Here is a 23,907-nt window from a genome sequence, read left to right as displayed (position 1 = left end):
GTCGCGTCGCCCACAAACGAAACAGGCCGCACACGGCGGCCTGTCCGTTACGCGATGGTTCGCATCACCACACTTCGCAGCGATCCGCGTCGGGCCGCACCATCGGGTCGCCCGCCTTGCACTGGAACGCCTGGCGGAACTCGGGCAGGTTCGACAGCGGCCCGTTGACGCGGTACTTCGCGATCGGATGCGGGTCGCCCTGCACCATCGTGCGCTGCGTCTCCGGCCGCGTTTCGTCGCCACGCCACTGGCCCCAGGCGATGAAGAACTGCTGCTCGGGCGTGTAGCCGTCGATGGTCGGCTCCGGGCCCTTCCCTTCCCGCGACTTCTGGTACGCGCGGTACGCGATCTTCGCGCCGGCAAGGTCGCCGATCGATTCGCCGAGCACCAGCTTGCCGTTGTGATGGATGCCGGGCTCGATGAAGTAGTTGTCGAACTGCTTCACCACGCACTGCCCGCGCGTCTGGAACTTCGCCTGGTCCGACGGCGTCCACCAGTTCGACAGGCGGCCCTTCGCGTCGAACTGCGCGCCCTGGTCGTCGAAGCCGTGGCTGATTTCATGGCCGATCACCACGCCGATCGCGCCGTAGTTCACGGCGTCGGTTGCCGTAACGTCGAACGCGGGCGGCTGCAGGATGCCCGCGGGGAACACGATCTCGTTGAGCAGCGGGTTGTAGTACGCGTTCGACGTCGGCGGCGTCATGCCCCAGCGCGTGCGATCGACCGGCTTGCCGATCTGCGTGCGGTCGTCGACCACGTTCCAGCGCGCGGCCGCAACCGAATCATCCCAGTACGACGTGCGCGACACCTGCACGCCGGCGTAGTCCTTCCACTTGTCGGGGTAGCCGATCTTCGGATTGAAGGTCGCGAGTTTTTCGAGCGCCTTCGCCTTGGTTTCCGGCGCCATCCAGTCCAGCGTGTCGATGGTGTCGTGCATCGCCAGCAGGATGTTCTTGACCATGTCCTGCATGCGCGCCTTGGCTTCCGGCGGGAAATACTTCTGCACGTAGGCATGGCCCAGCGCGTCGCCGAGCTGGTTGTCTGTGGCCTCGGCGCAACGCTTCCAGCGCGGCTTCATTTCCGTCGCACCGCTCAGGTAGCGGCCGTAGAACGCGAAGTTCTCCTCGACGAAGGGCTGCGGCAGCGCGTCGGCCGACGCACTCAACACATGCCAGCGCAGGTAGGTGCGCCATTGATCGATCGGCGTCGCCGCGAGCTCCTTGTTGACGGCCGTCATGTAACCCGGCTGACTGACGTTGAGATCCGCGCGCGGCAGGTGCGCGTCGTCGAAGTAATGCGCCCAGTCGAATGCGGGCGCGGACTTCAGCAACGCGGCGAAGGTGACCAGGTGATCCTGCTGTTTCGGATCGCGCAGCGCCACGTTGTCCAGCTGCGCCTGCGCGAGGCGCTTTTCGACGTCGAACACGGTCTGCGCCGCGGCCTTCGCCTGCGCCGGTGTCGAACCCGCGAGCTTGAACATGTTGGCGACGTGCTCGAGATACTTCGCACGCGCGTCGACGAAACGCTTGTCGGGCTTGAGGTAGTAATCGCGGTCCGGCATGCCGAGGCGGCCGGGGTCGACGTACGCGATCACGCGCTCGGGGTCGTGCAGGTCCTGCCCGGAATGCACGAAGAACGGCACGCCGATGCCGACGTCGTGCAGGTTGGAAACCGTGCGCTGCAGGTCGCCGCGCGTCTTGATGGACGAGACCTGATCGAGCCACGGCTTGGCCGGCGCGAGGCCGAGCTGGTTGATGCGCGATTCGTCCATGCACGCGGCATAGAAATCACCCGAGAGCTGCTCGGCACTGCCCTTCGGCCAGTCGGACTTCGCGGACACCTCGGTGAGGATGTCGCGCACGTGCTCCTTGTTCACTTCGCCGGATTGCCATCGGCGACTCCAGCGATCCATGTAATCGGGAATCTTGTTCTGCTGGCGCCACGCGCCGTTGGAATACGCGAAGAAATCGGTGCACGCGTTCGCGTTGCGGTCGATGTCGCCGGTGGCGATACCGTGCAGGCCACCTGCCGAAGCGGTTCCGGCGGCAACGAGCAACGCGAGCGTGAGGCGGGATCGGATCACGGCGACATCCTTCGGCGGTGAGGTCGCCCGACTATAGACCGGCCGCTTGCGATGCTTACCGTGCCGAAAGGTGGTTGCCGACGAGCGTGTCTATTCCGGAGGCGCATCCATGGTTGATGCACTGCGGCAACACGCGACCTCACACTGCTGCGTCCGGTGCGGGGACCTGCGGGACGGACGCATCGGTCGTCGACGCAGGCACATCCGCGTCAGCCGACCGCTTCGGCCGCACGTCGATGCCACGCCGTTTCGTTGACGCCCTTGATCGCCAGCCACAGAGCGAACGACAGCTCGGCGATGAACACGGGCAGCATCAGCACTGCAAACAGGCGGCCTTCCAGCTCCGGCGCGAGCAGCAGCAGCGTGGTGTTGATCAGATAGCACGCGCCTGCGACCTGCATGAGCACGCCGATGGTCTTCGGCAGGAAGCCTGAGCGGCGGATCAGATAACCCTCGACGAGGCAGACCCAGCCGAAGAAGATCAGGCCGACGCCGAAACCGTGCTCGTGCAGGCGGATCGCCGCGTACGACAGGGCCTGCAGCTGCGGCAGCGAAAATGCATGCAAGTACGGCGAGCCGTCGAGGAGAAGCAGCGGCACCAACAAAAGGATCTTGTTAGCGACAAGAACCGCCGTCTGGATCAGGTTCAACAGCAGGACGAGCTGGGCAAGACGCCGGCTCACCGGTCGCAAGAGGATGTAGATGCCCCACATCACGAACACGTCGCAGACATGCATGAGCAGGTCGAGTGCGATGCCGAACCGCCAGCGCTCCGGCGACGCGACGATCCGTGCGGCCGTCGCAGCAGCATCGCCGCTGACCACCATGCTGCCGCGAACCGCGAGTTCGCCATACATGCCGGCCGCGATTATGACGAGGTACAACAGACCGGCGAGGCGGGCGTAGGGCTGGGGCGACGTTGCGTTCGTCATGGGTTTCGATGCCGGTCTGGTGACCGAACGATTCCACGGCACGCGCGATGTCGAGCGTGCCAGTGGTCACCGTGCCGTGCGACGTCGCGCGGGTGCTACGAGGCATGACAGTCGCGCGTCATGCGGTGCTGCGCCTACGCGCGTCGCGCTCGATGCCGAGTTAATCGCGGCGACGAGTGCGCGTCGTACCGCCCCCGTGTCGCTGCGCCGCGACGTTTCTCAGCTATCAACGCCCGCAACCGCCCGATCCAACGCAGCGATGTCGATCTTCCCCATCTCCATCATGGCCGCAAATGCGCGCGTCGCTTTCTCACCGCCCACGGACATCAATTCGGTGAGCCGCTTGGGCGTGATCTGCCACGACAGCCCGAAGCGATCCTTGCACCAGCCGCAGGCGCTTTCCTGCCCGCCATTGCTGACGATCGCGTTCCAGTAGCGGTCGGTTTCCGCCTGGTCGTCGGTCGCGATCTGGAAGCTCACGGCTTCGTCGAACTTGAACTGCGGGCCGCCGTTCAACATGAGGAACCGCATGCCGAGGATCGTGGCTTCGACGAGGAGCACGTCGCCCTGCTGGCCGGACGGATAGTCGCCCGGCGCGCGATGCACGGCGTCGATGCGGCTATCGGGAAACGTCTCGGCATAGAAGCGCGCGGCATCCTCGGCGTTCTTGTCGAACCAAAGGCACGGCTGGATCTTGGGGATCATGGTGAGCCTCCTGCGGTCGGTCGGAGGCGTGACGGTACTGCGTACGGGTTATCGGTAGATGAGGTCCGGGCGGAGGCCCGACTGACGGCATGGCTGCCGACTTGGAGCGCGCGCAGGCACAATTGGCGCTCGTGAAAAGGGGGATTCATGGGCATCAGAACGATGTTGGGTGCGGTGGCACTGCTTGTTGCATTCCACGCGTCGGCGGCCGAGCCGCTCGAGGTCTACCTGCCGCAAGCCGATACGTACACGGACCAGGACGCCGCAGCATTCGCGATGCAGGCACCGCCACCCGGAGGCAATGCCGCGTATCGGCATCGGCTGGACACGGTTGTCCGATACGACCCCAAGAACGTCATCGCGCTCGCCGAAAGGGCCTACATCTCGGGAAAGCTGGGCGACCTCGAGCGCGCACGCGCCGACTTGGCCGCCGCCGCATCGATCGCATCGCCGGGAAGCATCGAAGAGGGGCACGTGTTCTGGTCGCGGGGCTGGATCGAGTACCAGGCAGGCAACTACCCGGCCTCGTTGGACGCGTTCAAAAACGAGATCGCGTCGCACGGCGGCCGTCCGTTCTGGGTGCCGTCCACGCTCGCCACGCTCTACTGGAGCGCGGGTGACATCGACACGGCGGTGGCCTGGTACGCCGCATCGGTGAGGTCGTACCCGCAGCTCGGTACCGAGGAAGGCATGGAAAAGCGCATCGATTTCTGGCGAGCGTCGGAAAAGCAGGCGATGCGCGGTGCCTTCGCGGAGTGGAAGCGACGCCAGACCGGCGCGACCGCTCCGTAAGTTCGTACGGGCGATGCAGGACGCGTCCGCGGATGGACGCGTCCTCTATACCGCGATTAAGCCGCCGCGGACTCCGCCGCCCGCGCCGCCGGCTTGTACGCACCACCAATCGTCCGCGCCGCGATGTTGATGCGGTTCCAGCTGTTGATCGCGACGACGAGCAACGTCAGGTCGACGAGTGCGTCTTCGTCGAAGTGCTGGCGCGCCTGTTCGTAAAGCGCGTCGGATACAGATTCGTGCGACGGTAGTTCGGTGAGTTCTTCCGCCCACGCCAGCGCGATCTTCTCGCGGTCGCTGTACACCTTCGTCTCGCGCCATGCTGGCAGCAGGTAGAGACGCTGTTCGGTTTCGCCGGCGGCGCGTGCGTCCTTGCTGTGCATGTCGAGGCAGAACGCGCAGCCGTTGATCTGCGACACGCGCATCAGCACGAGTTCGATCATCGCCGGCTCGAGTCGACCGGAATCGTGGATGCGTTCGCCGAGTGTCACGAGCGGCTGCATCGCGGGGTAATGGCGCTGGATGGAGAAACGGGTCATGGCAGGCTCCTGTTCGAAGCGGCCGGAATCAGCCGCCTTCAATACAAGGACGCAGCAGGCTCCGGTTTCGTGACAGGCCAGAGCCGCGCGAGTTTCTGCGGATGACGCAGCGCATGGATGGCCGTGATGTGCTCGCCGTCGCTTTCGATCCACATCGCGCTGGTGAGTCGGTCGCCGTCACGCATCAGCAATGCGGGTGCGCCATTGAGCGTGGTCGTCTCGAAGTGCACGTCGTCGCCGAGGTGCTGCGACAACTGCAGGTACAGGCGCGCCAGGCGCTCCGCGCCGTGCAGTGGTCGCAACGTGGCGCGTGCGACGCCGCCGCCGTCGCTGATGTGCACGGCGTCCTCGGCGAACAGAGCACGCAGCGAGTCGAGCGTCGGTTGCGCCATCGCGGTGACGAAACGCTGCAGCAGTCGTTGCTGCGCGGCGGTGTCGACGTGGAAACGCGGGCGGCCTTCGCGCAGACGTGTCTTCGCCCGATGCACGCGCTGGCGACAGGCGTCTTCCGCGATCTCGAGGATGCGCGCGGCTTCGGCATGGCTGTAGTCGAAGACCTCGTGCAGCAGGAAGGCAGCGCGCTCCTCCGGGCTCAGGCGTTCTAGCAACAGCAGGAACGAGAGTGTCAGCGTCTCGCCGCGCTCGTGTTCGACCTCGGGCTGCTCACTCTCGGGCGCCAGTGGCTCTGGTAGCCACGGCCCCGTGTAGTGCTCGCGCTCGGCCTTGGCGCGACGCAGCCGATCGAGCGCCAGGCGCGTCGTCACCGTGACCAGCCACGCCTCGGGGTCGTCGAGCGCGTCCAGGTCGTGCGCATGCAGGCGCAACCACGCGTCGTGCAGCACGTCCTCCGCGTCAGCCGGCGTGCCGAGCATGCGATACGCGAGGCCGAACAGGCGCGAACGGTGCTGCTGGAACAACTGGGTCTGGCGATCCATGGACATCTCCGATCTACGGAGGAAGGACGCATGAGCGGGCTCGAATGTGACAGGCAGCAGCACGCTATCCGCGTCGTCCCCAGTTTCGCGCGTCATAGCGCGCAACTCCAACCTCGACCGTGGTCATCCGTGTCCCGTTCGGTTCACAGCGGCTTAATGACAACGGGCATCTAGTCGCTTGGCCAGGGGCCATCGTTTCTTCCGCGCGACATGGGAGTCGGCGTCGTGAATTTGAAGCCGCACTGGACGTTGCCCGCACTTCTTTTCGGCACGCTGGCGATAGCGGCGGCCGACGAGCATGCGCCGCACTGGAGCTATACGGGCGCTGCCGGACCGTCGCACTGGGGGCAGCTCGAACCCGACTTCGCGACCTGCGCGCGCGGCCACAGCCAGTCGCCCATCGACCTGACGCATGCGATGGATGCGCCGCATGCTCCGATCGCTTTCGACTATCGCGACGGCGGCTATCGCGTCGTCAATAACGGACATGCGATCCAGGTCGACTTCAACGCCGGCAGCCGCATGCGCGTGGACGGCACCGACTTCACGCTCAAGCAGTTGCATTTCCACGTGCCGAGCGAACACACCGTCAACGGCAAGCGATTCCCGATGGAAGCGCACCTGGTGCACGCCGATGCGCAGGGCCACCTAGCGGTCGTGGCGGTGCTGTTCGGCAAGGGCGTCAGCAACCCGTGGCTCGAGCGCGTCTCGCCATACGTACCGGCGAAGGTCGACGGGACCACCGCCATCGCGACGCCCGTCTCGGCCGCCGATCTGTTGCCCGCGAACCGGGCCTACTACCGCTACGACGGCTCACTCACTACGCCGCCGTGCACGGAACACGTGCGCTGGATCGTGATGAAGCAGCCGGTCGCGGCGAGCGATGCCGAGGTGGCGCTCGTGCACCGCGCGATCGGCCATGACAACAACCGGCCCGTACAGCTGGCGGGAACACGCAACACCGGGAAATAGCGCCCGGACGCGCGCCTCGCACCCGCCCCGCTACACTGCGCGCCCGTTTCCCCGGCTTTTCCGATGACCGAACCGGTCCGCCTTGCCCGTCGTGTCGCCGAGCTGATGCAGTGCTCGCGCGCGGATGCCGAGCAGTACATCCGCAACGGCTGGGTGTCGGTCGACGGACGCATCGTCGAGTCGCCGCAGCATCTGATCGACGCCGAAGCGGTCGCGATCGATCCCGAAGCTCGCCTCGATGCGGTCGAACCCGCGACCATCCTGTTCAACAAGCCGGCCGGCTTCGACGCGATCGAAGGCCGCAAGCCCGCGCTCGAACTGGTGACGCTCGCGACGCGCTGGGCGGACGATCCGTCCGAGATCCGCCCGCTGCAGCGTCATTTCCATCGGCTCACGCCGCTGGTGCCGCTCGATCGCGAAGCCAGCGGGCTGATGGTGTTCTCGCAGGACGGCCGCGTGTGGCGGCGCCTCACCGACGATGCGGACGAGATCGAGCACGAATACCTCGTCGAGATCCATGGCGACCTCATTCCGTACGGCATGAACCGGCTGGCACACGGCATGGAGTACCAGGGACGGCGGCTGCCGCCATGCAAGGTGAGCTGGCAGAACGAGGATCGCCTGCGATTCGCGATCAAGGGCGTGCGCGAAGGCCAGCTGCGCTACATGTGCGCGGAAGTCGGCTTGCGCGTGGTGTCGATCCGGCGCCTGCGTATCGGGCGCATCGGCATCGGCAAGGGGCCGAACGGCGCCATGCCGCCTGGGGCGTGGCGTTACCTTCCGGTCGGCGAGAAGTTCTAGCGGCGGAGCGCGTCGTCAGACGGCTGCGGCTGAGCGCTCGGTGATGTCGCGGAATACGCGCAACATCGCCTCGGCGCTGCGGTCCACGTCGTCCGCGCTGGTCGCCCAGTTGGATACTGAGATGCGCATGGCGGCGAGGCCGTGCCACGTCGTGCCGCTTGCCCAGCACGTGCCCTCTTCCTGCACGCCGGTGACGACTGCGCGCGTGATCGCGTCGTCGTCGTCGAAACGCACCAGCACCTGATTCAGCACGACATCGTTGAGGATGCGAACGCCGGGTGCGTCGCCGAGCTGCTCGGCGAAACGTCGTGCATGCGCGCAGCAGCGCTCGACCATCTCGGCCACGCCGTCGCGACCGAGCGCACGCAACGCCGCGTACACGGGAATGCCCCGTGCGCGACGCGAGAACTCGGGCACCCAATCGACGGCATCGCGCTCGGCGCCGCGCGTCTGCACGAGGTAGGCGGCCGATACCGTCATCGCCGCGCGATGGTCTTCAGCATGGCGCACGATCGCGACGCCGCTGTCGTACGGCACGTTGAGCCACTTGTGCGCGTCGGTCGCCCATGAATCGGCGAGATCGATGCCATCGGCAATGGCACGGCGTTCGTCGCCAGCACGCGCCCACAACCCAAATGCGCCGTCGACATGCATCCACGCGCCGTGTTCGCGCGCGACCTCCGCGATGCCGCGCAGTGGATCGAACGCACCGGTGTTTACGTTGCCGGCCTGCGCGCAGACGATGACCGGCCCGTCGAGGGTGGCCATCACCTCGCGCAGCCGATCGAGCCGCATGCGGCCCTGCTCGTCGGACTCGACGCGCAGCAGTGCGCGCGTTCCGATGCCGAGGTAGCGCAGCGCGACATCGACGGTGACGTGCGCTTCGGCCGATGCGACCACATGGATGCGCGGCGCGCCATTGAGTCCGTCGGCTTCGACATCCCACCCGGCTCGACGCAGCACGCCATGTCGCGCCGCCGCCAGGCAGGTGAAATGCGCCATCTGGCAGCCGGTCACGAAGCCCACGCCACTGTCTCGCGGTAGGTCGAACAGATCGAGCAGCCAGCGGCCGGCGACTTCCTCGACCGCCGCCGTGAGCGGGGAAATGATGTGGATACCGGCGTTCTGGTCCCAGGTCGACACCAGCCAGTCGGTCGCCAGCGCGACCGGCACGGTGCCGCCGATGACGAAGCCGAAGTAACGCGGCGCCGCGCAGGCCTGCGTGCCACGCGGCGCGTTCGCTGCGAGCAGGTCGAGCACGGATTCGGCGGACTCACCGCGCGTGGGCAACGTGCCGTCGAACGCGGCGATCATTTCGTCGCGGCCTGCACGTGCGCCGACGAAACGTTCGGGAAGCGCGTCGAGGTACTGCATCGCATGTGCCTGCGCGCGCGTCAGCAGCGGAGCGAAATCGTCGAACGTCATCGCGCAACCCCGAGCATTCGCGGGCGGGAACGCCTGCCGGGATTATGCGTCTGTGTCGATATGTACAACGGCCGCATGTCGGCGTATCGCGGCGTGTACGGACGCTTGGACGCCGATGCACTGTTGCGCTGCACGAAACATTCGCTTCGCGCAAAAAAAGCGGCGGCCGAATCCTCGACCGCCGCTCGTGTTTCGGTACATCAAACGATTACCAGATGCGAACGCGATCTTCCGGTGCGCGCCACATCGGCTGGCCCGGCTTCACGCCGAACGCTTCGTAGAACTCGGGGATGTTCGACATCGGGCCGAGCACGCGCCACTTGGCCGGTGCATGCACGTCGGCCAGCAGCCGCTGGCGCAGTTGCTGCTCGCGCTGCTGCGTCATCCAGCCCAGCGCATAGCCGAGGAAGTAACGCTGCGTCGGCGTCAGCCCACCGATCGGCGTGCCCTGCTTGTGCTGCTCGGTCTTCTTGAACGCTTCGAGGCCCAGCAGAAGTCCGCCGTAGTCGGCGATGTTCTCGCCCAGGCTGGCCTGGCCGTTGATGTGCAGGCCCGGGATCGGCTCGTACGCGCTGAACTGGTCGGCCATCTTCTTGGCCGCGGCGTTGAAGCGCTCGGTGTCCTGCGCCGTCCACCAACCCGACAGGTTGCCCTGCGCGTCGAACTGGCGGCCTTCGTCGTCGAAGCCGTGCGTGATCTCGTGACCGATCGTGCTCGCGGCGACGTATCCGTACGCGACCGCGTCATCGACCTTCGCATCCGGTACGCCCGGCACCATGAAGATCGCCGCCGGCAGCACGATCTCGTTGTTCGACGGGTTGTAGTAGGCGTTGTACGTCTGCGGCGTCATGTCCCATTCGGTTCGGTCGACCGGCTTGCCGAACTTCGACAGGTTGTCCTCGAACTTCCAGCGCTCCGCCTTCTTGACGTTGTCCGCGTACGACTCGCGGCCAACGACCAGCGCCGAGTAATCCTTCCAGTGATCCGGATAGCCGACCTTCGGCGTCACCGCGGCGAGCTTGGTCAGCGCCTTTGCCTTCGTATCAGCGCCCATCCAGTCGAGGCGTTCCATGCGCGCACGGAACGTGTCGCGGATCGCTTCCACCATGTTTTCGTAGCGCTGCTTGGATGCAGCCGGGAAATACTGGTTGACGAAGATGCGGCCGAGCACCATGCCCATCGCGTCGTTCTCGACGTCCAGCGTGCGCTTCCAGCGCGGGCGCTGTTCCTGCTGACCCGACATCGCGCGACCGTGGAAGTCGAAGTATTCGTTGTCGAACGCGGTCGACAGGTACGGCGCGTAATCGTCGACCAGGTGATAGCGCAGGTAGTCCTGCAGCACCGGCACCGGCGTGTCGTGCAGCAGCTTGTCTTCGGCGGCGAAGAACTCGGGCTGGCCGACGATCACGTACGACGGATGCAGGTTCCACGCAGCGAGTCGCGCGGTCCAGTCGATCGACGGCGTGTACTTCGCGGTGAAGTCGGCCGGCGACATCTTGTTGTAGTTCTTCTCCGGGTCACGCAGGTCGGCGAGCTTGCGCGAGACCTGCGCGAGCGCCGTCTCGAACGCCATCACCTTGTCCGCGGATGCCTTGGCCGACGCCGGATCACGACCGAGCAGTTCGAAATCCTTCGCGATGTGCGCGACGTACGCGGCGCGGATCTTCGCGACCCCGGCTTCCGGGTTGAAGTAGAAATCGCGCTCCGGCAGGCCGAGGCCGCCCTGGTGGATGTCCACCGCCATCGTCGCGCTGTCCTTGCTGTCCTGCGAGATGCCGAAGCGGAACAGCGCCCGCGCGCCGATCGGCTTGAACGCGAACGCGGTGTCGAGCACGTCGTTGGTCGAACGGATCGCGTCGATGCGCGCGAGTTCGCCGTCGAGCGGATGCACGCCGAGCTTGTCGGCCTTGGCGACGTCCATCGCGGTCGCCCAGAAATCGCCGATCTTCTGGTCGTCACTGCCGGTGGCCGCCTTCTTCTTCGCCGCCGACTCGCTGATCGTGCGCAGGCGCGTGTAGAGCTCGTCGTCCACCTCGTTGCCGATGCCCCAGGACGATTCGGACTTCGGGATCGGATGCGCCTTCAGCCACGCGCCGTTCGCGTACTGGAAGAAGTCGACGCCCGGGTCGACCGAGGTGTCCATGTGCGAGGCGAGGAAGTCCTTCGACGGCGCCGCGGCGAGCGCGCCGGTGGACAGCACGAAGCCGGCGGTGAAAAGAGCGACACGCAGGGAAGACGCGAGGCGGCCCATCGGGCACTCCGTGAGGGGGATGACCGCGGACTGTGTGGGCTGCCCGGCGTGGTGCCAAGCGCCGAAGGTCATGGCGTGTCGACCGCAGCGTCGGCATTCATGGGGCGGTCGGCCGCGGCGCGCGACTCTCGCCGGACACCCCCGCCGGAAACGAAAACGCCCGGCAGGTGCCGGGCGTCTCCGTGGTCGGCTGAAGCCTGGCTTCAGTGGGCGGTGGTGCGTCGGCACCGCGGGCCGCCACATTCCGCCCGCGTCTTCGTCGGCTCATCGGTCGCCGATTCAGCGGTCGGCGAGGCGCCACCCGGCTGCGCGCCGTACGACAGGCGCAGCCCGATGCTGTTCGCGTCGGTCGAGCCTCGCGCCTGCTCGTGGCCGAACGCCAGCGACAACAGCCAGCTTCGGCCGAGCGATACATCCATACCGAGGTTCAGCGACAGCGCGTTGTCGTTGTAGCTCGACATGCGCAGGCGGTAGTCCGTGGCGTTGGGGACGATCACGTAATTCATCGTCGCCTCGCCGCGGTTGTCGATGGCCTCGCGGTACTCGACGTTCCAGAACGGCCGCAGATGCCCGGCACCGCCGACCAGCCAACTGCCTTCGAGCCCGAGCGCGACCGTGCTGCTCTCGATCACCTGGCGGCCGTAGCGGAGGTCGTAGATGCCGAGGCCGGTCTCGCTGTAATCGTCCAGCGACGTATGGCTGGCATCGACGCGCCCGTACCCCGTGAGCGTGAGCGCGGCGCCGCGATGCTCGTAGCCCATCGACATCGACGCGAACCATTGGTCGCCGTCGCGCTTCGCCGTGCCGAGCGCACTCGCGTCGTGGCTCCAGCGCTCGATGTCGAAGCCCAGCGTGCCCGTGCCGAGCATGCCGTCGACGAACAGATGGTCGCCCGGGCGCCAGAGCCCATAAAGCGCGAGCGAGTGCTGGTCGGCATCGAGATGCGAGCTGTCGTCATCGAGGTCGCTGTTGTTGCGCGCGATGCTGCCGGCGACACCGATCAACACGCTGTCACCGATCGCGTGGTCCATGCCGAGCGTGATGCCATCGGTGTGGAAGTCGAACGCGCCGGCGCGGCCACTGCTGCCGAACGTCGCCGTACCAGAGAGCCAAAGCCCCCAGCCCTGCGGCATCGACGGCCACGCGTTGCCCGCGTTCAACGGCACCGACAGACCCGGCGTGTTCGCACCGCCTTCGTACGCGAGCGCGACATTTGCGGACGACGCATTTCCGCCGCTGCGCACCTGACGCAGACGGTCGCGGATGTTCGACTGTTCTGCGTTTGCGAAACGCACGCTCGCGTCGACCTGCGCCTGCAGAAGGCCGGTCACAGTCGTATCACGCGTCGGATCCGGGCGCGCGGCAACCACGAGCTGCATCTGCACACTGCCGGCGGTGTAGTTGCCGTTCGCTGCTTGCGTGGCGGTGATGATCGTGGTGCCCGCCCCGTGCAACGTAACGGTGCGACCACTGATGCTCGCGACCTCCGGCTGGCTGCTGGTGAACGTGAACGCACCAGCGCTCGGGCTCTGCGGGTTCGCGAGATCGAACGCGGGCTCGCCGAGCACCTTCGACACCTGCGTCGGCCACGTGAGCACGGGAACCGCAGCGGCAATGTCGACATCCAGACGCGCCTGCGGGGCCGCGGTATAACGCGCATCGCCGGCCTGGTCGGCGGTGAGGCTGCAACGCCCGGCCGCGCGCATGGTGACGTTGGCGCCTGCGACTATGCAGACCGCCGGCGTAGTGCTTGCGAACACGATCGGATTGCCCGATGCACCGCCCTGCGCACTGACCGCGAACGTGCCGTTCGGTGCGAAGACCGGTGCGGTCGGGTTCGTGACGAACGTGCTGATCGACTGCGCAGCCTGCGCGATCACCAGCTGGAACGCATGCGCAGCATTGAAACCATTCGCATCGCGCACTTCGACGGTGACGTCGAAGGTGCCGGTCTGCGTCGGCGCACCGGACAGCACACCCGCGCTCGACAACGTCACGCCCTGCGGAAGGACGCCGGTGGTGATCGCATACGCGTACGGCGCGGTGCCGCCGCTCGCCTGCAGCGTCTGCGCGAGCGCGATGCCAAACGTTGCCGTCGGCCACGCGCCCGTGCTGAACGCGATCTGCGGTGCATCGACGACGAGCGTAAAGCCGCGCTGGGCTGTGAACGGGCCGGTGCCGGTGCTGTGATCCGTCGCCTGCACGGTGAAGTTGAACGTGCCCGCCTGCGTCGGCGTGCCACCGAGCACACCCGCCGACGACAGCGTCATGCCGTTCGGCAATGCGCCGCCGCTCAACGCGAACGTGTACGGCGCCGCACCACCGCTCGCGGTGAAGGCGTGGTTGTAGGCGCTACCACCGACACCATTCGCCAACGTCGCTGCGTCCACCGACACGGTCGCGTTCGACACCGTGATCGTCACCGTGGCCGGCGCGGTGGTGGTCATGCCATCGGTCGCGATGTACGTGAAGCTGTCGCTGCCCGCGTAACCCGCGGCGGGCTGGTACGTGATCGTCGTTCCGCTGGCGACGGCCGTCCCGTGCGCAGGCGCTGCACCGATCGATACGGCAGTCGGAGTGCCGACGATGTTCAGCGTTACGGGCGTCGCGCCCGCTGCGTAAGGCGCGGTCGCGCCGACGGGCGACGCCACGAGCGGCGGCGCGGGCATCACCGCGTTCGACGGCGCGGAGGCCGCACCCGTACCGGCGCTGTTCGTCGCGGTGACGGTGAACGTGTACGACGTGCCGTTGGCGAGGCCGGTCACGACGATCGGGCTCGCCGCACCGCTCGCGCTGATCCCGCTCGGGCTCGACGTCACCGTATAGCCGCTGATCGCAGCGCCGCCTTCGGTGACCGGCACTGCGAACGAGATCGTTGCCTGCGTATTGCCTGCGACCGCCGTCACCGACGTGGGTGCGCTCGGCACGTTGGCATTGACGATAAAACTGCGGCTCACCTGCGGTGCAGGCTGGTGGCTTGCGTCACCCGCCTGGTCGGCGTCGATCGTGCATGTGCCTGCGGCGACGAATGTCAGCGTGCCGCCGCTGGTGATCGTGCAGACCGATGTCGTCGACGACGAGAACGACACCGGCAGGCCGGCGTCGGACGTCGCGCTCAGTGTCGGCGACGTGCCGAACAACTGCGCGCTCGGATTGTTGAAGGTGATCGTCTGGCTGGACTTCGGCGTGACCGTGTTCGATGCCGTCGATGCGGCACCGGTGCCCGCCGGCGTCGTCGCGGTGACGGTGAACGAATACGCGACGCCGTTGGTCAAGCCCGTCAGCGTGATCGGCGAACTGGCGCCCGTCGCGGTAATGCCGCCCGGCAGCGATGTCACCGTGTACGCGGTGATCGTCGCACCGCCGTTGGACGCCGGCGCAGTGAACGTGATCGTCGCTTGCGTATTGCCCGCCGTCGCCACGCCGATCGTGGGCGCCGCGGGGAGCACGGCGTTGATGTTGAAGCTGTGGGTTACCGTCGAAGCCGCGTTCGTTGCGGCGTCGCCCGCCTGATCTGCACTGATCGTGCACGTGCCGGAGGACACGAAGGTCAGCGCGCCACCGGATGTGATCGTACACACGCCGGTCGTCGTCGAACCGAAGTTGACCGTCAGCCCCGAGGTCGATGTCGCGGTCAGTGTTGGCGACGTGCCAAAGTTCTGGGCGCCGGGGTTGGCGAAAGTGATCGACTGATCGGCCTTCGGCGTGACTGCGTTCGATGCAGCCGACGCCGCGCCCGTACCCGCCGAATTCGTCGCAGTGACGGTGAACGTGTACGACGTGCCGTTGGCGAGACCGCTGACTACGATGGGCGACGACGCGCCGCTCGCGCTGATGCCGCCCGGCAACGATGTGACCGTGTAACCCGTGATCGTGTCGCCGCCGTTCGACGCGGGCGCGGTGAATGTCAGCGTCGCCTGCCGATCGCCGGCCGTTGCGCTGCCGATAGTGGGCGCATCCGGCGCAAGCGGGACGACTGCATGCGTGGCGCCGGCAGCGAATGCGGCAGGCGGGCCGTTGCCGGCCGCGTCGACGATGTTCGTGCCGGCGTTCAACGTCAGGCCGAGCGTTCCGTTCCCGCTGATGCCACTCACGGTCACGTCGAACGCGGAGCCGCTCGCTGCGGAAACGGTGGCGATGGTGCCCGACGCCGTTCCGGTCGTTACGAGCGCGAAATCGTCGACCGATACGTTCGACACGCTTTCGCTGAACGTCACGTGGAAGCTGATCGAACTGGCGTTTCCGGCGGGTGTGCCGTTGACGACGATCGCCGACACCGACGGTGCCGCAGTGTCGATCACCAGCGCCTTGTTCGCGCTCAGCGAGCCCGCCGCGCCAGGCGCGGCAAGCGTGAGCGTCGCGTCGTTGCCCGCGGCATCGCGGATGGCGCCACCGTTCCGTGCAAGCGCTGTAGTCGAGACGTAATCGAGATCTGTCGCCGTGTCGCCGGCCTGCACGGTGTACGTGAACGTCAGCGTCGATGTCCCGCTACCGCTTGCGTAATTCACCACGCGGTCGGTCGTGCCCGTTTCAAGCGTGATCTGCGGCGTGCCCGTAACGGTCACCGCCTCGCTCATGCTGACCCGAATTGCGATGACGTCGCCGGCCTTATACGTGCCATTGGCAGTCGATGACGAAACGGACGAAACGGTCGGCGGGACGCCGTCGATGACCAGTGCACTGTTGGCTCCAAGCGACCCGATTCCGCCAGGTGCCGGCAACACCAAGATAGCGTCGGCAGCTAGCGCATTGCGGATCGTGCCCCCGTTGAGAGCGAGCGACGTGGTGCCCGTGTAGTCCAGATCCGGCGAGATGTCGCCCGCCTGCACGGTGTAGGTAAAACTCAGGCTTGCACCGCCGCTGCCACCGGAATACATGGCCACGCGGTCTGTCGTACCGGTTTCGAGCGTGAGCTGCGGCGTTCCGGTGACGAAGACGTTGTCATCGAACAAGATGAGCAGACTGACCGTGTCGCCTACCTTGTAGGTGCCACTCGGCGTCGAGCCCGCAAGCTGCACCACCCGCGGCGGTGCCGGGCGCACGTTCTGCACGCTGATGTTGTCGACGCCGAAGTAGCCCGCTTGCGCGCCCGTGGTGGTGATGCGGAATTCGTCAATGCCGAGGAACGCGGGATTGCCCGAGACGTCGACCGTGCCGATCGTCGACCAGTCCGGCGCCATGAAAGCGTTGGCGGTGGCGCCCGGCACGGCGGCGTGATTCCGATAACCCGTGATGACGAACGTCAGCGGGATCGACCCGCTCATTTCCATCGACGTGAACTGGAAGCTCTTCAGGTCGAAGAGACTTCCGTCGGTCGACGCGACGTCGAAGCTCGCCATCGGCACGCCGTACATGGACGGGGTGGCGTAATAGATGCCGTCCTGCGTACCGAGGGCAAGGTCGCCCGCGTATATCGACAATGGGGAGCTGTCGGTTGCGGTCGCGCCCACGTCCCAACCCGAGCCAACCACGTTGAATGCCTTGGTGGTGCCGTTGCCGGCGGACAGCGGCACGTCTCCATGCCCCGATCCGAACGTGGTCACGCCGTTGACCGGCCCAGCGACGGCCGGCAGCGCGACAACCATCATCGCGGCCGCCATCAAGCCCACGCCAATGCAACGCCGCGCGCGTGCGGCCAGGCGGGCGCATAGCGCCTGCACGAGAGTGCTCATTCGGAATTTCCCCTGGTGGTGCGGCGACGGCGCGCGCTGGACGGCGCGCCGAGTCAACGGCATCTGCATTCGATGCGTACGTCAGCCACCCCATGGCCCCCGCATCGACGCGGCGGATTCTCGGGGGTCGCCCGCTCCCGGCACAAGTGCCCATACGTCGCCGTGCGGTCGCACGGCGCGACCGCCGTGTATGGGGACCCGATCGCAAACGCTACCTAGTCGACCGCGAGCAGGTCTCGCCGCAGCAGTGGCGACGACGCCCTGACCCCTCAATTCGACTCGACGAACGCCTTGAGGCTGCCGAGCGCGACATCCCACTGCTGCCCGATCACTTCCAGCGTGCGACGCGCTTCCGCGATCTGCGCGGGATCGAGCTGCCACAGGCGTTCGCGACCGGCGCGCGCGTGCTGCACGACGCCCGCCTGCGCGAGCACCTCGAGGTGTTTGGTCACGCCCTGCCGGCTGATGTGCGTGGTCGCGGTGAGTTGCGCGATCGACAGCGCACCGCCCGCACACAGCAGCGCGACCAGGCGAAGTCGCGTCGGGTCACCAAGCGCGGCGAATACGCGGGCCAGCGCTTCGCTCGACCGTTCGACGTCGGGCAGGGCGGCGATGCCCTGCCCTGTGCGGTCACGCTTGGCCGACATGACGCGCGATGCTGTCCAACTGAGCGGTCCATCCGCGGCCGTTCATGCGGAACGCTTCGAGGCGACGCGTCGGCGGAACCTGGTCGAAGCCTGACTCGACGACGGTCAACAAAGTCGCGTTTCCGGGCGCATCTTTGAGCGTGAACGTTACCAGCGTCGGCGTTTCGGCGTCGTAGTCGACCGTCGGATCGATCGGGTACGGATGCCAGCGATACGCGAACACGTCCTGCGGCTCGAGGCGCTCGACGACCACGTCGAAATTGATGTGCTCGTAGCCGCAACTGGTGATCGGCCCGCGGACGCGCTGGCCGGGCGCGAAATTCTGGCCCTGCACCTTCGCGCCGAACCACGTGCCGAATTCGGTCGTGTTCGTGAGTGCGCGCCAGACGCGATCGCGCGGTGCGTTGATGACGATGCTGCGTTCGATGGCGTCGGTGGGGGCTTCGATGTCCATGGGTGCCTGGTGATCGTTGTGCGCGGATGCGCGGGGCGGGTCCGTGCTCGGTGTATGCAACCTTCTGGTTGCTCGACACAGACTAGTCCCGGCCATCGCAATAAAGCAACCGTTCGGTTGCCGTTGGTCCGAAATCCTCCGGCCGACGCCGTCCGAGGCGGCGTCGCGTCCGACCCGAGTGGCCACGTATCGCTCACCGGACGCGCAAAAAAGAAGGGCCGCCGACGGCAGCCCTTCTCGGCGGTTCGACCCGCCGTCGACCCGTTCAATGCTCTCGAATCAGCGACCCGGCCCGTGCATGCGGCCCAGGACCGCCGCCATCGCCATCGCGCCGATCGACTTCACCAGCACCGGGTGCTGTGCGTAGAACTGGCTCATCTGCCCGACGATGCCCGGGTTGGCCTGCTGCGCCTGCTGCGCGATCTGCTCGACCTGCTGCGTCGACATCTGCGGGGCCTGCTCGGGCGTCGCGTTGATGCCGGTCTGCGCGAGCGCGGGATGCGATCCACCGCCGAGGCCGCCGAGCAGCGCGCCGAGCATCCCGGTCTTCTGCTGATCGTTCGCATGCCCGAACAGGTGCCCGACCATCTGCGCGAACGGCGGCGTCTGCTCCGAATTGAATGCGTCCTGCAGGCCCTGGCTCACCACCTCGGGCGGCGCGGACTGGACGATCTGATGGAACTGTTCCTGCGCCGCGGGCGGCACCGGCGCGTTTCCGTGATTGGCGAGCTGCTGAAGCAAGCCGTCGACTGCACTGTTCATGGCTGTCCTCTTCCGCCGGAAGGAGCGGAGCCCGGCGAGCATTCGCCGGCGACCGTGGACAGCGTGCGAACAGTGGCGGGCTCGGGCGTGCGGACGTTCAGCGCTGCGGCATCGACGTCCTGCGGAACATGCGTCTGCACGACATCTCTCGCGTATTCGCCTTGATCAGGACGTGGCGCGCCATCTGCATTTCAGCGGGAAGCATGCGCCACGCGCTCTCGTTGACTGCTCGCACCCGCGTTGCGCCGAACCACGTACGAACGCGTCGCGCTCCCGATCAATCGATGTCGTCGAGTTCGCACTTCGAGCGCAACCCAGCGACGGTCGCGACGCCTTCCGCACTCGCAGGACGCGCGTTGTACGTGCTCGAGAACATGAAGCTGTCGCCATAGCGGCTGACGTTCACGCCGTCGTAGCCCTCGACGCGGACGGTCGCCCAGGCCGGGCTGTCGTTGCGAAGGCCGCGCACCTTGAACGTGTCGCCGCGCGAGGTTTCGCCCTGCCCTTCGTCGATGCGGTAGAAGCGGCTGCCAAGGGCTTCCTGGTAGCCCTTTTCGCGAAGGGCGCTCATCAGGCATTGGGCCTTCGCATCCTGTTCCGATCGGAACTGACGCACCGCGCCCTGTGCCGGCTCGTAGCCCGCGCGCGCCATTTCGTCGATGGTGTCCAGGCCACCGATGACGTCGCGCATCGCCCCGTAGCCCGATACGCGCATCGTCGCGAACTGGAACTTGGCATCCACATTGCCCCAGTCGGCCGCAAGCGCCATCCAGTGGGCCGCCTGCTTGTCGTTCTTGAGGATGTTCTGGTTCACCACCGCCAGCATGTAGGCAATGTCCGGGTCCTGACCCAGCTGCGCCGCCTCTTCGTACAGCGGGAGCGCAGCGCGCCAGTCAGTCTCCTTCACAGCTTCGGCCTGCTGGAACTTCGCCTCCGATGCATCGAGCTCCGCTTTCGTGGGCGGCGCGGCGTACGCGGGGGCGATAGCGATCAAGGCAAGCAACAACGCGGCGGACAAACGCTTCATGGGTCGGGTCACGGGCAAACGGATGCCCGTGTTATCGGCCGCGCTTTGCCTTCATTGACCCGGTTCGCTGAACCGGTCGGTTTCGTGCGCTACGCCGCGATTTCAAGCGCTCCGGGACCGCGAGCACCGATCAATCGTCGTCCTGCGCCTCGCGCCCCTGCTGGCGGATCAGCGCGAGTTCGCGTGCGTCGTTGATCGCATCGCGCACGCTGTCGAGGTCCACGCTGCTGTGGTCATGCGTGAACTTGCCGGTCAACGGCGTATCGGGTTGCAACTCGCCAGCTTCGTACAGCGCCCACATTTCCTCGCCGTACCAGGTGTCGAGCAGCTCCGGCGCCCAGCGGCCGAGGCTCGCGGTGAGGTTGTTGACGTCGCGAAGCAGCATGGTGCGCGCGGCGTTGTTGCCGGCCGCGCTCACGACCTGCGGGAAGTCGATCACCACCGGACCATCCGGCCCGACCAGCACGTTGTATTCGGACAGGTCGCCGTGGATCAGGCCGCAGCAGAGCATGCGCACGACCTGCCGCATGAGAACGGTGTGGAACTCGCGTGCCTGGTCCGCTTCGAGTTCGACCTCACCGAGTCGCGGCGCGGAGTAACCGTCGGCATCGGTGACGAGTTGCATCACCAGCACGCCGTGGAAATAGCCATAGGGCGTCGGCACGCGAACGCCGGCGTCGCGCAACGTGTAGAGCGCTTCGACCTCGGTGTTCTTCCAGGCCGTTTCCTGCTGCTTCTTGCCGTACTTGCTCGCCTTGCCGATCGCACGCGTCTCGCGGCTGCCGCGCACCTTGCGACCTTCCTGGTACTGCACGCGCTGCTTGAAGCTGCGCTGCGCCATGTCCTTGTAGACCTTCGCGCAGCGCACGTCGTCGCCGGCACGCACCACGTACACGGCGGCTTCCTTGCCGCTCTTGAGCGGACGCAGCACTTCGTCGATGACACCGTCGTCGATCAGCGTCTGCAGGCTTGCGGGGGTTTTCAGGGTGGGGTCCGGAAGAGGGCGCGGGCGGGCCGCAGCGTGTGGCGCGTAGTGTTGCAGGTAAGCCGGCGCGGCGCCGGTGCCGCTCGGCTGGGCGGTTCGATGGAGTGCGATCAGGCGCTGTAAGGCCTCAACCCGCCAGAAGTCGCGCGATCTCTGCGTCCTTCTCGTGCCACAGGCTATTCATCCACTTCTGAAACTGGACGCGGAAGCCGCGATCGTTCTGGTAATCGCCGCCGAGCAGTTCCGCGGGAATCGGACGCTCGCGCACGCTCATGCGCACTTCGCGGATGCGTCCACCGAGCAGGTCGGCGAGTGTCGGCCGGCCGCCGGGGTACGCGATCGTGACATCGAGGATCGCGTGCAGGCCTTCGCCCATCGCGTCGAGCACGAACGCAACGCCGCCGGACTTCGGCCGCAGCAGGTGTACGTAATCCGCACCCTGCCCTGCATGCTTGGCCGGCGTGAAACGCGTGCCCTCGACGAAGTTGACGATGGTCACCGGAATCGAGCGGAACTTCTCGCAGGCGCGCCGCGTGGCCTGGATGTCGCGACCAGCCAGCTCCGGGCGCTGCTTGATCTGCTTGGGCGTGTAGCGGCCCATGAACGGGAAATCGAGCGCCCACCACGCGAGCCCGAGCAGCGGCACCCAGAACAACTGGCGCTTGAGGAAGAACCGCATCAGCGGGATGCGACGGTTGAACACCTTCTGCATCACCACGATGTCCACCCAGCTCTGGTGGTTGGCGAGCATCAGGTAATGGCCGTCCTTGCGCAGGGTCGCGTCGGCCCGTACGTCCACGCGCGTCGGCGTGAACCGATCCACCGCCCAGGTGTTGAACGCGATCCAGCTCTCGGCGATGCCGGTCAGCAACGAATTGGTCGCGCGACGCAGGCGCTCGGACGGCAGCACCGCCTTGACCATCGCGACGACGAGCAACGGCACGACGTGCAGCACCGTGTTGAGGGTGATCAGCAGGAAGACGAAGGAGAGGCGGAGCGAGGCCATCGAATCGCGGTGTGTCGGTGAGGCGTCTATTGTGCCGGGCGCGACCGTGCGGGTCCGTGTTCAGGCGTCGCAGATCGGGTTGCAGGCCGGTTCTGAGGCTCGAAGTGATGGGCCCGACCTAGCGTCAAAGCGTCTGCCGCTGAGCCGGCGCGTTACACGAAGCCTAGCCGTAGCGCGCCCGATGCCGGCCTAGCGTGCGCGACACCTTCGCCAGTGCCGCCTGGACCTCGCGCGCGAAGCCGCCCTCCGGCAAATGCCGCACGCCCGAATGTGCGGCGCAGACGATGCGCGTGTCGGACCAACGCGACGCCAGCTCACGCGCCCACGCGGCATACGCGTCTGCGGCGCCGGGTTCGCGCTTCAGCGCCCGGCCCAGCATCGGATGCATGCGAAGCGACGACTGCGGCAGCACGTCCTTCAATGCGCCCTGCCCGGCGAGGACATTGAGCGTGTCATCGACATGCACGATGCCGCTCGGTCGATGCCGAACCAGCACCGACGCCACGTGCACGCGCTCGTTGGCGCAGACGAAATCAATACCGTCGGGCACCGAAAGATCGAATACGTCCGCGAACGGATGGTCGGTCGTCCACGCTTCGATCGGTATCGGCGACCACGGCAGCGACGGGAAGCGCTTCTGATGACGCTCCGTGCCGTGCAACGCCGCTGAAGGAAACAGGCGATGCGTCGCCTCGACATGCATGGTGTGGAAGGGATGCACGTGCACCACGGCGTCGACCTTTTCACCGTTGTCGGTGAGTGCCATCACCGCCGCGCGTTGGGCATCGTCGAGCCCGCAGCCGTCGATGACGACGAAGCGGCCGTCACCGCGCCGCACCAGCGACATGTGCGTGCCGATGTTGAGCACGCCGGCGACCCGGTAGGTCCCGCGAAGATTCCAGAACGTGTCGGCGAGCTTATCCATGCGGTGAGCATAGGCGAGCGCGCCAGTGATGGGCGCGGCGGCCTTGAATCGCCTCGGATGGTCGACGCTGCGTGCCGCAGTGCGACGCTACTTCGCCGCCACCGCCGGCTTGACCTCCGACTTCACCTCCGACCAGCTCGTATCGGGATCGAACTGCTTGATCGACTGCGCGAGTTTCTCGGAGTCCGGCCCCAGGTCCTTCTCGAACACCCGGCCATCGCGGCTGATCATGAAGCTCATCACCCCGGTGTCGTCGTACTTCGCGGGCCATGCGACCGCCGCGAACCCGCGGGTCATGTCGTTGCCGATCCTGTAGCTGTGCGCCCCGCGCGGCGCCGACGGGCCCTGCGCATCGAGGATGCGGAAGTGATAGCCGTGCCAGTCGTTGCCCGCGGTCGCGTCGCCAAACAACGGGCCCAGCGGGCTGACCTCGCCGCTGTCGTCGGCCGCCCAGAACAGGCCGTCGTGCAGCCCGTCGGTACTCATGAACTTCTGCGCGTACTCGAGCACGCCGTCGTCGTCGTGATCGAGCTCGGCGTAGTCGATCTGCGCATCGTCGTAGGCGCGCAGCGACTCTTCGGCGGCGAGTTCGTTGCGACCGATACGACGGATGCGAATGACGTCGGCGCCCGCCTTCGTATCAAAGGCCCAACCGCTGCCGCCTTTGACAAGCGGAATCGGGAACGTGAAAGGATCGGTGCCGACGCTGAGCATCGACGTGCCGTCCGCACCCGCCTCGATCGCGTGTCGCTCCCGGTATTTTGCGAGGAAGGCATCGACGTCCGCACGATCGAGGCCCTCAAGCGGGATGTAGTCGCGCCAGTTCGCGCCCAGCAGCGATGCCAGTGCAGCGGCGTCCGCGCGCTGCGTACCCAGTGCCTTGACCAGCGCTTCCGCAGCAGCGTCCGGCGTCGCAAACATCGACTGCGCAGGGGCTGGAAGCGACGAGCCCGCCACTAGCAGGGCAAGCGCCAGCGAACACATGAGAGTTTTCACG

At 66.6% G+C, this 23,907-nt stretch carries 19 protein-coding genes; 3 read left to right on the top strand and 16 right to left on the bottom strand.

Annotated features, from left to right (window positions below; genetic code table 11):
* Positions 1-64: 64 nt before the first annotated feature.
* The 3 genes from ACVWZN_RS02630 to ACVWZN_RS02620 form a co-directional block, all read right to left on the bottom strand.
* On the bottom strand, positions 65-2,083 hold the full coding sequence (locus tag ACVWZN_RS02630; protein ID WP_456952494.1) for a M13 family metallopeptidase: 2,019 nt from the start codon (positions 2,081-2,083) through the stop codon (positions 65-67).
* A 209-nt stretch (positions 2,084-2,292) separates the two neighbouring features.
* Entirely contained in the window at positions 2,293-3,015 is a 723-nt protein-coding gene (locus tag ACVWZN_RS02625; RefSeq protein ID WP_456952493.1) for a DUF4386 domain-containing protein, read from the bottom strand.
* 219 nt (positions 3,016-3,234) lie between these two features.
* The gene (locus tag ACVWZN_RS02620; protein WP_456952492.1) at positions 3,235-3,720 is read right to left on the bottom strand and encodes a VOC family protein; all 486 of its coding nucleotides are present in this window, start codon (positions 3,718-3,720) and stop codon (positions 3,235-3,237) included.
* Between the two features lie 147 nt (positions 3,721-3,867).
* On the opposite strand from ACVWZN_RS02620, the gene ACVWZN_RS02615 reads away from it, so the two are divergent.
* Entirely contained in the window at positions 3,868-4,512 is a 645-nt protein-coding gene (locus tag ACVWZN_RS02615) for a tetratricopeptide repeat protein (RefSeq protein WP_456952491.1), read from the top strand.
* A gap of 56 nt (positions 4,513-4,568) precedes the next feature.
* Here ACVWZN_RS02615 and ACVWZN_RS02610 read toward each other — a convergent pair whose 3' ends face one another.
* Complete coding sequence (locus tag ACVWZN_RS02610) at positions 4,569-5,048, bottom strand: carboxymuconolactone decarboxylase family protein (protein ID WP_456952490.1); 480 nt, start codon at positions 5,046-5,048, stop codon at positions 4,569-4,571.
* Between the two features lie 38 nt (positions 5,049-5,086).
* Positions 5,087-5,983, bottom strand: coding sequence for an RNA polymerase sigma factor SigJ (gene sigJ, locus ACVWZN_RS02605; protein WP_456952489.1), 897 nt, complete (start codon positions 5,981-5,983; stop codon positions 5,087-5,089).
* Positions 5,984-6,208: 225 nt separating this feature from the next.
* Here sigJ and ACVWZN_RS02600 point away from each other — a divergent pair, with 225 nt between their 5' ends.
* Both ACVWZN_RS02600 and ACVWZN_RS02595 read left to right on the top strand, forming a co-directional pair.
* Positions 6,209-6,955, top strand: coding sequence for a carbonic anhydrase (locus tag ACVWZN_RS02600; RefSeq protein WP_456952488.1), 747 nt, complete (start codon positions 6,209-6,211; stop codon positions 6,953-6,955).
* Positions 6,956-7,018: 63 nt separating this feature from the next.
* Positions 7,019-7,756 (top strand): rRNA pseudouridine synthase, encoded by a 738-nt coding sequence (locus tag ACVWZN_RS02595; RefSeq protein ID WP_456952487.1) that lies wholly within the window; start codon positions 7,019-7,021, stop codon positions 7,754-7,756.
* Positions 7,757-7,771: 15 nt separating this feature from the next.
* Here the strand turns inward: ACVWZN_RS02595 and ACVWZN_RS02590 are convergent, their stop codons facing one another.
* The 11 genes from ACVWZN_RS02590 to ACVWZN_RS02540 form a co-directional block, all read right to left on the bottom strand.
* Positions 7,772-9,181 carry a pyridoxal phosphate-dependent decarboxylase family protein gene (locus ACVWZN_RS02590; RefSeq protein ID WP_456952486.1) on the bottom strand — a complete coding sequence of 470 codons (1,410 nt, stop codon included), beginning with the start codon at positions 9,179-9,181 and terminating at the stop codon, positions 7,772-7,774.
* A gap of 208 nt (positions 9,182-9,389) precedes the next feature.
* Positions 9,390-11,432, bottom strand: coding sequence for a M13 family metallopeptidase (locus ACVWZN_RS02585; RefSeq protein WP_456952485.1), 2,043 nt, complete (start codon positions 11,430-11,432; stop codon positions 9,390-9,392).
* A 203-nt stretch (positions 11,433-11,635) separates the two neighbouring features.
* The gene (locus tag ACVWZN_RS02580; protein ID WP_456952484.1) at positions 11,636-17,104 is read right to left on the bottom strand and encodes an autotransporter domain-containing protein; all 5,469 of its coding nucleotides are present in this window, start codon (positions 17,102-17,104) and stop codon (positions 11,636-11,638) included.
* A gap of 269 nt (positions 17,105-17,373) precedes the next feature.
* Entirely contained in the window at positions 17,374-17,751 is a 378-nt protein-coding gene (locus ACVWZN_RS02575) for an ArsR/SmtB family transcription factor (RefSeq protein ID WP_456952483.1), read from the bottom strand.
* Complete coding sequence (locus ACVWZN_RS02570; RefSeq protein ID WP_456952482.1) at positions 17,735-18,205, bottom strand: SRPBCC family protein; 471 nt, start codon at positions 18,203-18,205, stop codon at positions 17,735-17,737. Before ACVWZN_RS02570 ends, ACVWZN_RS02575 begins: the two co-directional genes overlap by 17 nt.
* Positions 18,206-18,484: 279 nt before the next feature.
* Positions 18,485-18,967: a hypothetical protein gene (locus ACVWZN_RS02565; RefSeq protein WP_456952481.1), complete on the bottom strand. Its 483-nt coding sequence runs from the start codon at positions 18,965-18,967 to the stop codon at positions 18,485-18,487.
* 277 nt (positions 18,968-19,244) lie between these two features.
* On the bottom strand, positions 19,245-19,994 hold the full coding sequence (locus ACVWZN_RS02560) for a hypothetical protein (RefSeq protein WP_456952480.1): 750 nt from the start codon (positions 19,992-19,994) through the stop codon (positions 19,245-19,247).
* A gap of 130 nt (positions 19,995-20,124) precedes the next feature.
* Positions 20,125-20,979, bottom strand: coding sequence for a PA4780 family RIO1-like protein kinase (locus ACVWZN_RS02555; protein ID WP_456954691.1), 855 nt, complete (start codon positions 20,977-20,979; stop codon positions 20,125-20,127).
* 127 nt (positions 20,980-21,106) lie between these two features.
* Positions 21,107-21,985: an acyltransferase gene (locus ACVWZN_RS02550; protein ID WP_456952479.1), complete on the bottom strand. Its 879-nt coding sequence runs from the start codon at positions 21,983-21,985 to the stop codon at positions 21,107-21,109.
* A 163-nt stretch (positions 21,986-22,148) separates the two neighbouring features.
* The gene (locus tag ACVWZN_RS02545; protein ID WP_456952478.1) at positions 22,149-22,910 is read right to left on the bottom strand and encodes a hypothetical protein; all 762 of its coding nucleotides are present in this window, start codon (positions 22,908-22,910) and stop codon (positions 22,149-22,151) included.
* A gap of 87 nt (positions 22,911-22,997) precedes the next feature.
* A complete protein-coding gene (locus tag ACVWZN_RS02540; RefSeq protein WP_456952477.1) occupies positions 22,998-23,906 on the bottom strand; it encodes a DUF2950 domain-containing protein in 909 nt (302 codons plus the stop codon).
* Position 23,907: the final 1 nt, after the last annotated feature.

Source organism: Lysobacter sp. HA35, assembly GCF_054061195.1.
This window is presented reverse-complemented; position numbering and strand designations above follow the sequence as displayed.

What these genes read in the sequence shown, in the direction of transcription:
- ACVWZN_RS02610 (WP_456952490.1), bottom strand. Translation starts at nt 5,048, where the DNA reads ATGACCCGTTTCTCCATCCAGCGCCATTACCCCGCGATGCAGCCGCTC.
- ACVWZN_RS02625 (WP_456952493.1), bottom strand. Translation starts at nt 3,015, where the DNA reads ATGACGAACGCAACGTCGCCCCAGCCCTACGCCCGCCTCGCCGGTCTG.
- ACVWZN_RS02595 (WP_456952487.1), top strand. Translation starts at nt 7,019, where the DNA reads ATGACCGAACCGGTCCGCCTTGCCCGTCGTGTCGCCGAGCTGATGCAG.
- ACVWZN_RS02570 (WP_456952482.1), bottom strand. Translation starts at nt 18,205, where the DNA reads ATGGACATCGAAGCCCCCACCGACGCCATCGAACGCAGCATCGTCATC.
- ACVWZN_RS02615 (WP_456952491.1), top strand. Translation starts at nt 3,868, where the DNA reads ATGGGCATCAGAACGATGTTGGGTGCGGTGGCACTGCTTGTTGCATTC.
- ACVWZN_RS02575 (WP_456952483.1), bottom strand. Translation starts at nt 17,751, where the DNA reads ATGTCGGCCAAGCGTGACCGCACAGGGCAGGGCATCGCCGCCCTGCCC.
- ACVWZN_RS02585 (WP_456952485.1), bottom strand. Translation starts at nt 11,432, where the DNA reads ATGGGCCGCCTCGCGTCTTCCCTGCGTGTCGCTCTTTTCACCGCCGGC.
- ACVWZN_RS02560 (WP_456952480.1), bottom strand. Translation starts at nt 19,994, where the DNA reads ATGAAGCGTTTGTCCGCCGCGTTGTTGCTTGCCTTGATCGCTATCGCC.
- ACVWZN_RS02580 (WP_456952484.1), bottom strand. Translation starts at nt 17,104, where the DNA reads ATGAGCACTCTCGTGCAGGCGCTATGCGCCCGCCTGGCCGCACGCGCG.
- ACVWZN_RS02590 (WP_456952486.1), bottom strand. Translation starts at nt 9,181, where the DNA reads ATGACGTTCGACGATTTCGCTCCGCTGCTGACGCGCGCGCAGGCACAT.
- ACVWZN_RS02620 (WP_456952492.1), bottom strand. Translation starts at nt 3,720, where the DNA reads ATGATCCCCAAGATCCAGCCGTGCCTTTGGTTCGACAAGAACGCCGAG.
- ACVWZN_RS02550 (WP_456952479.1), bottom strand. Translation starts at nt 21,985, where the DNA reads ATGGCCTCGCTCCGCCTCTCCTTCGTCTTCCTGCTGATCACCCTCAAC.
- ACVWZN_RS02545 (WP_456952478.1), bottom strand. Translation starts at nt 22,910, where the DNA reads ATGGATAAGCTCGCCGACACGTTCTGGAATCTTCGCGGGACCTACCGG.
- ACVWZN_RS02565 (WP_456952481.1), bottom strand. Translation starts at nt 18,967, where the DNA reads ATGAACAGTGCAGTCGACGGCTTGCTTCAGCAGCTCGCCAATCACGGA.
- sigJ (WP_456952489.1), bottom strand. Translation starts at nt 5,983, where the DNA reads ATGGATCGCCAGACCCAGTTGTTCCAGCAGCACCGTTCGCGCCTGTTC.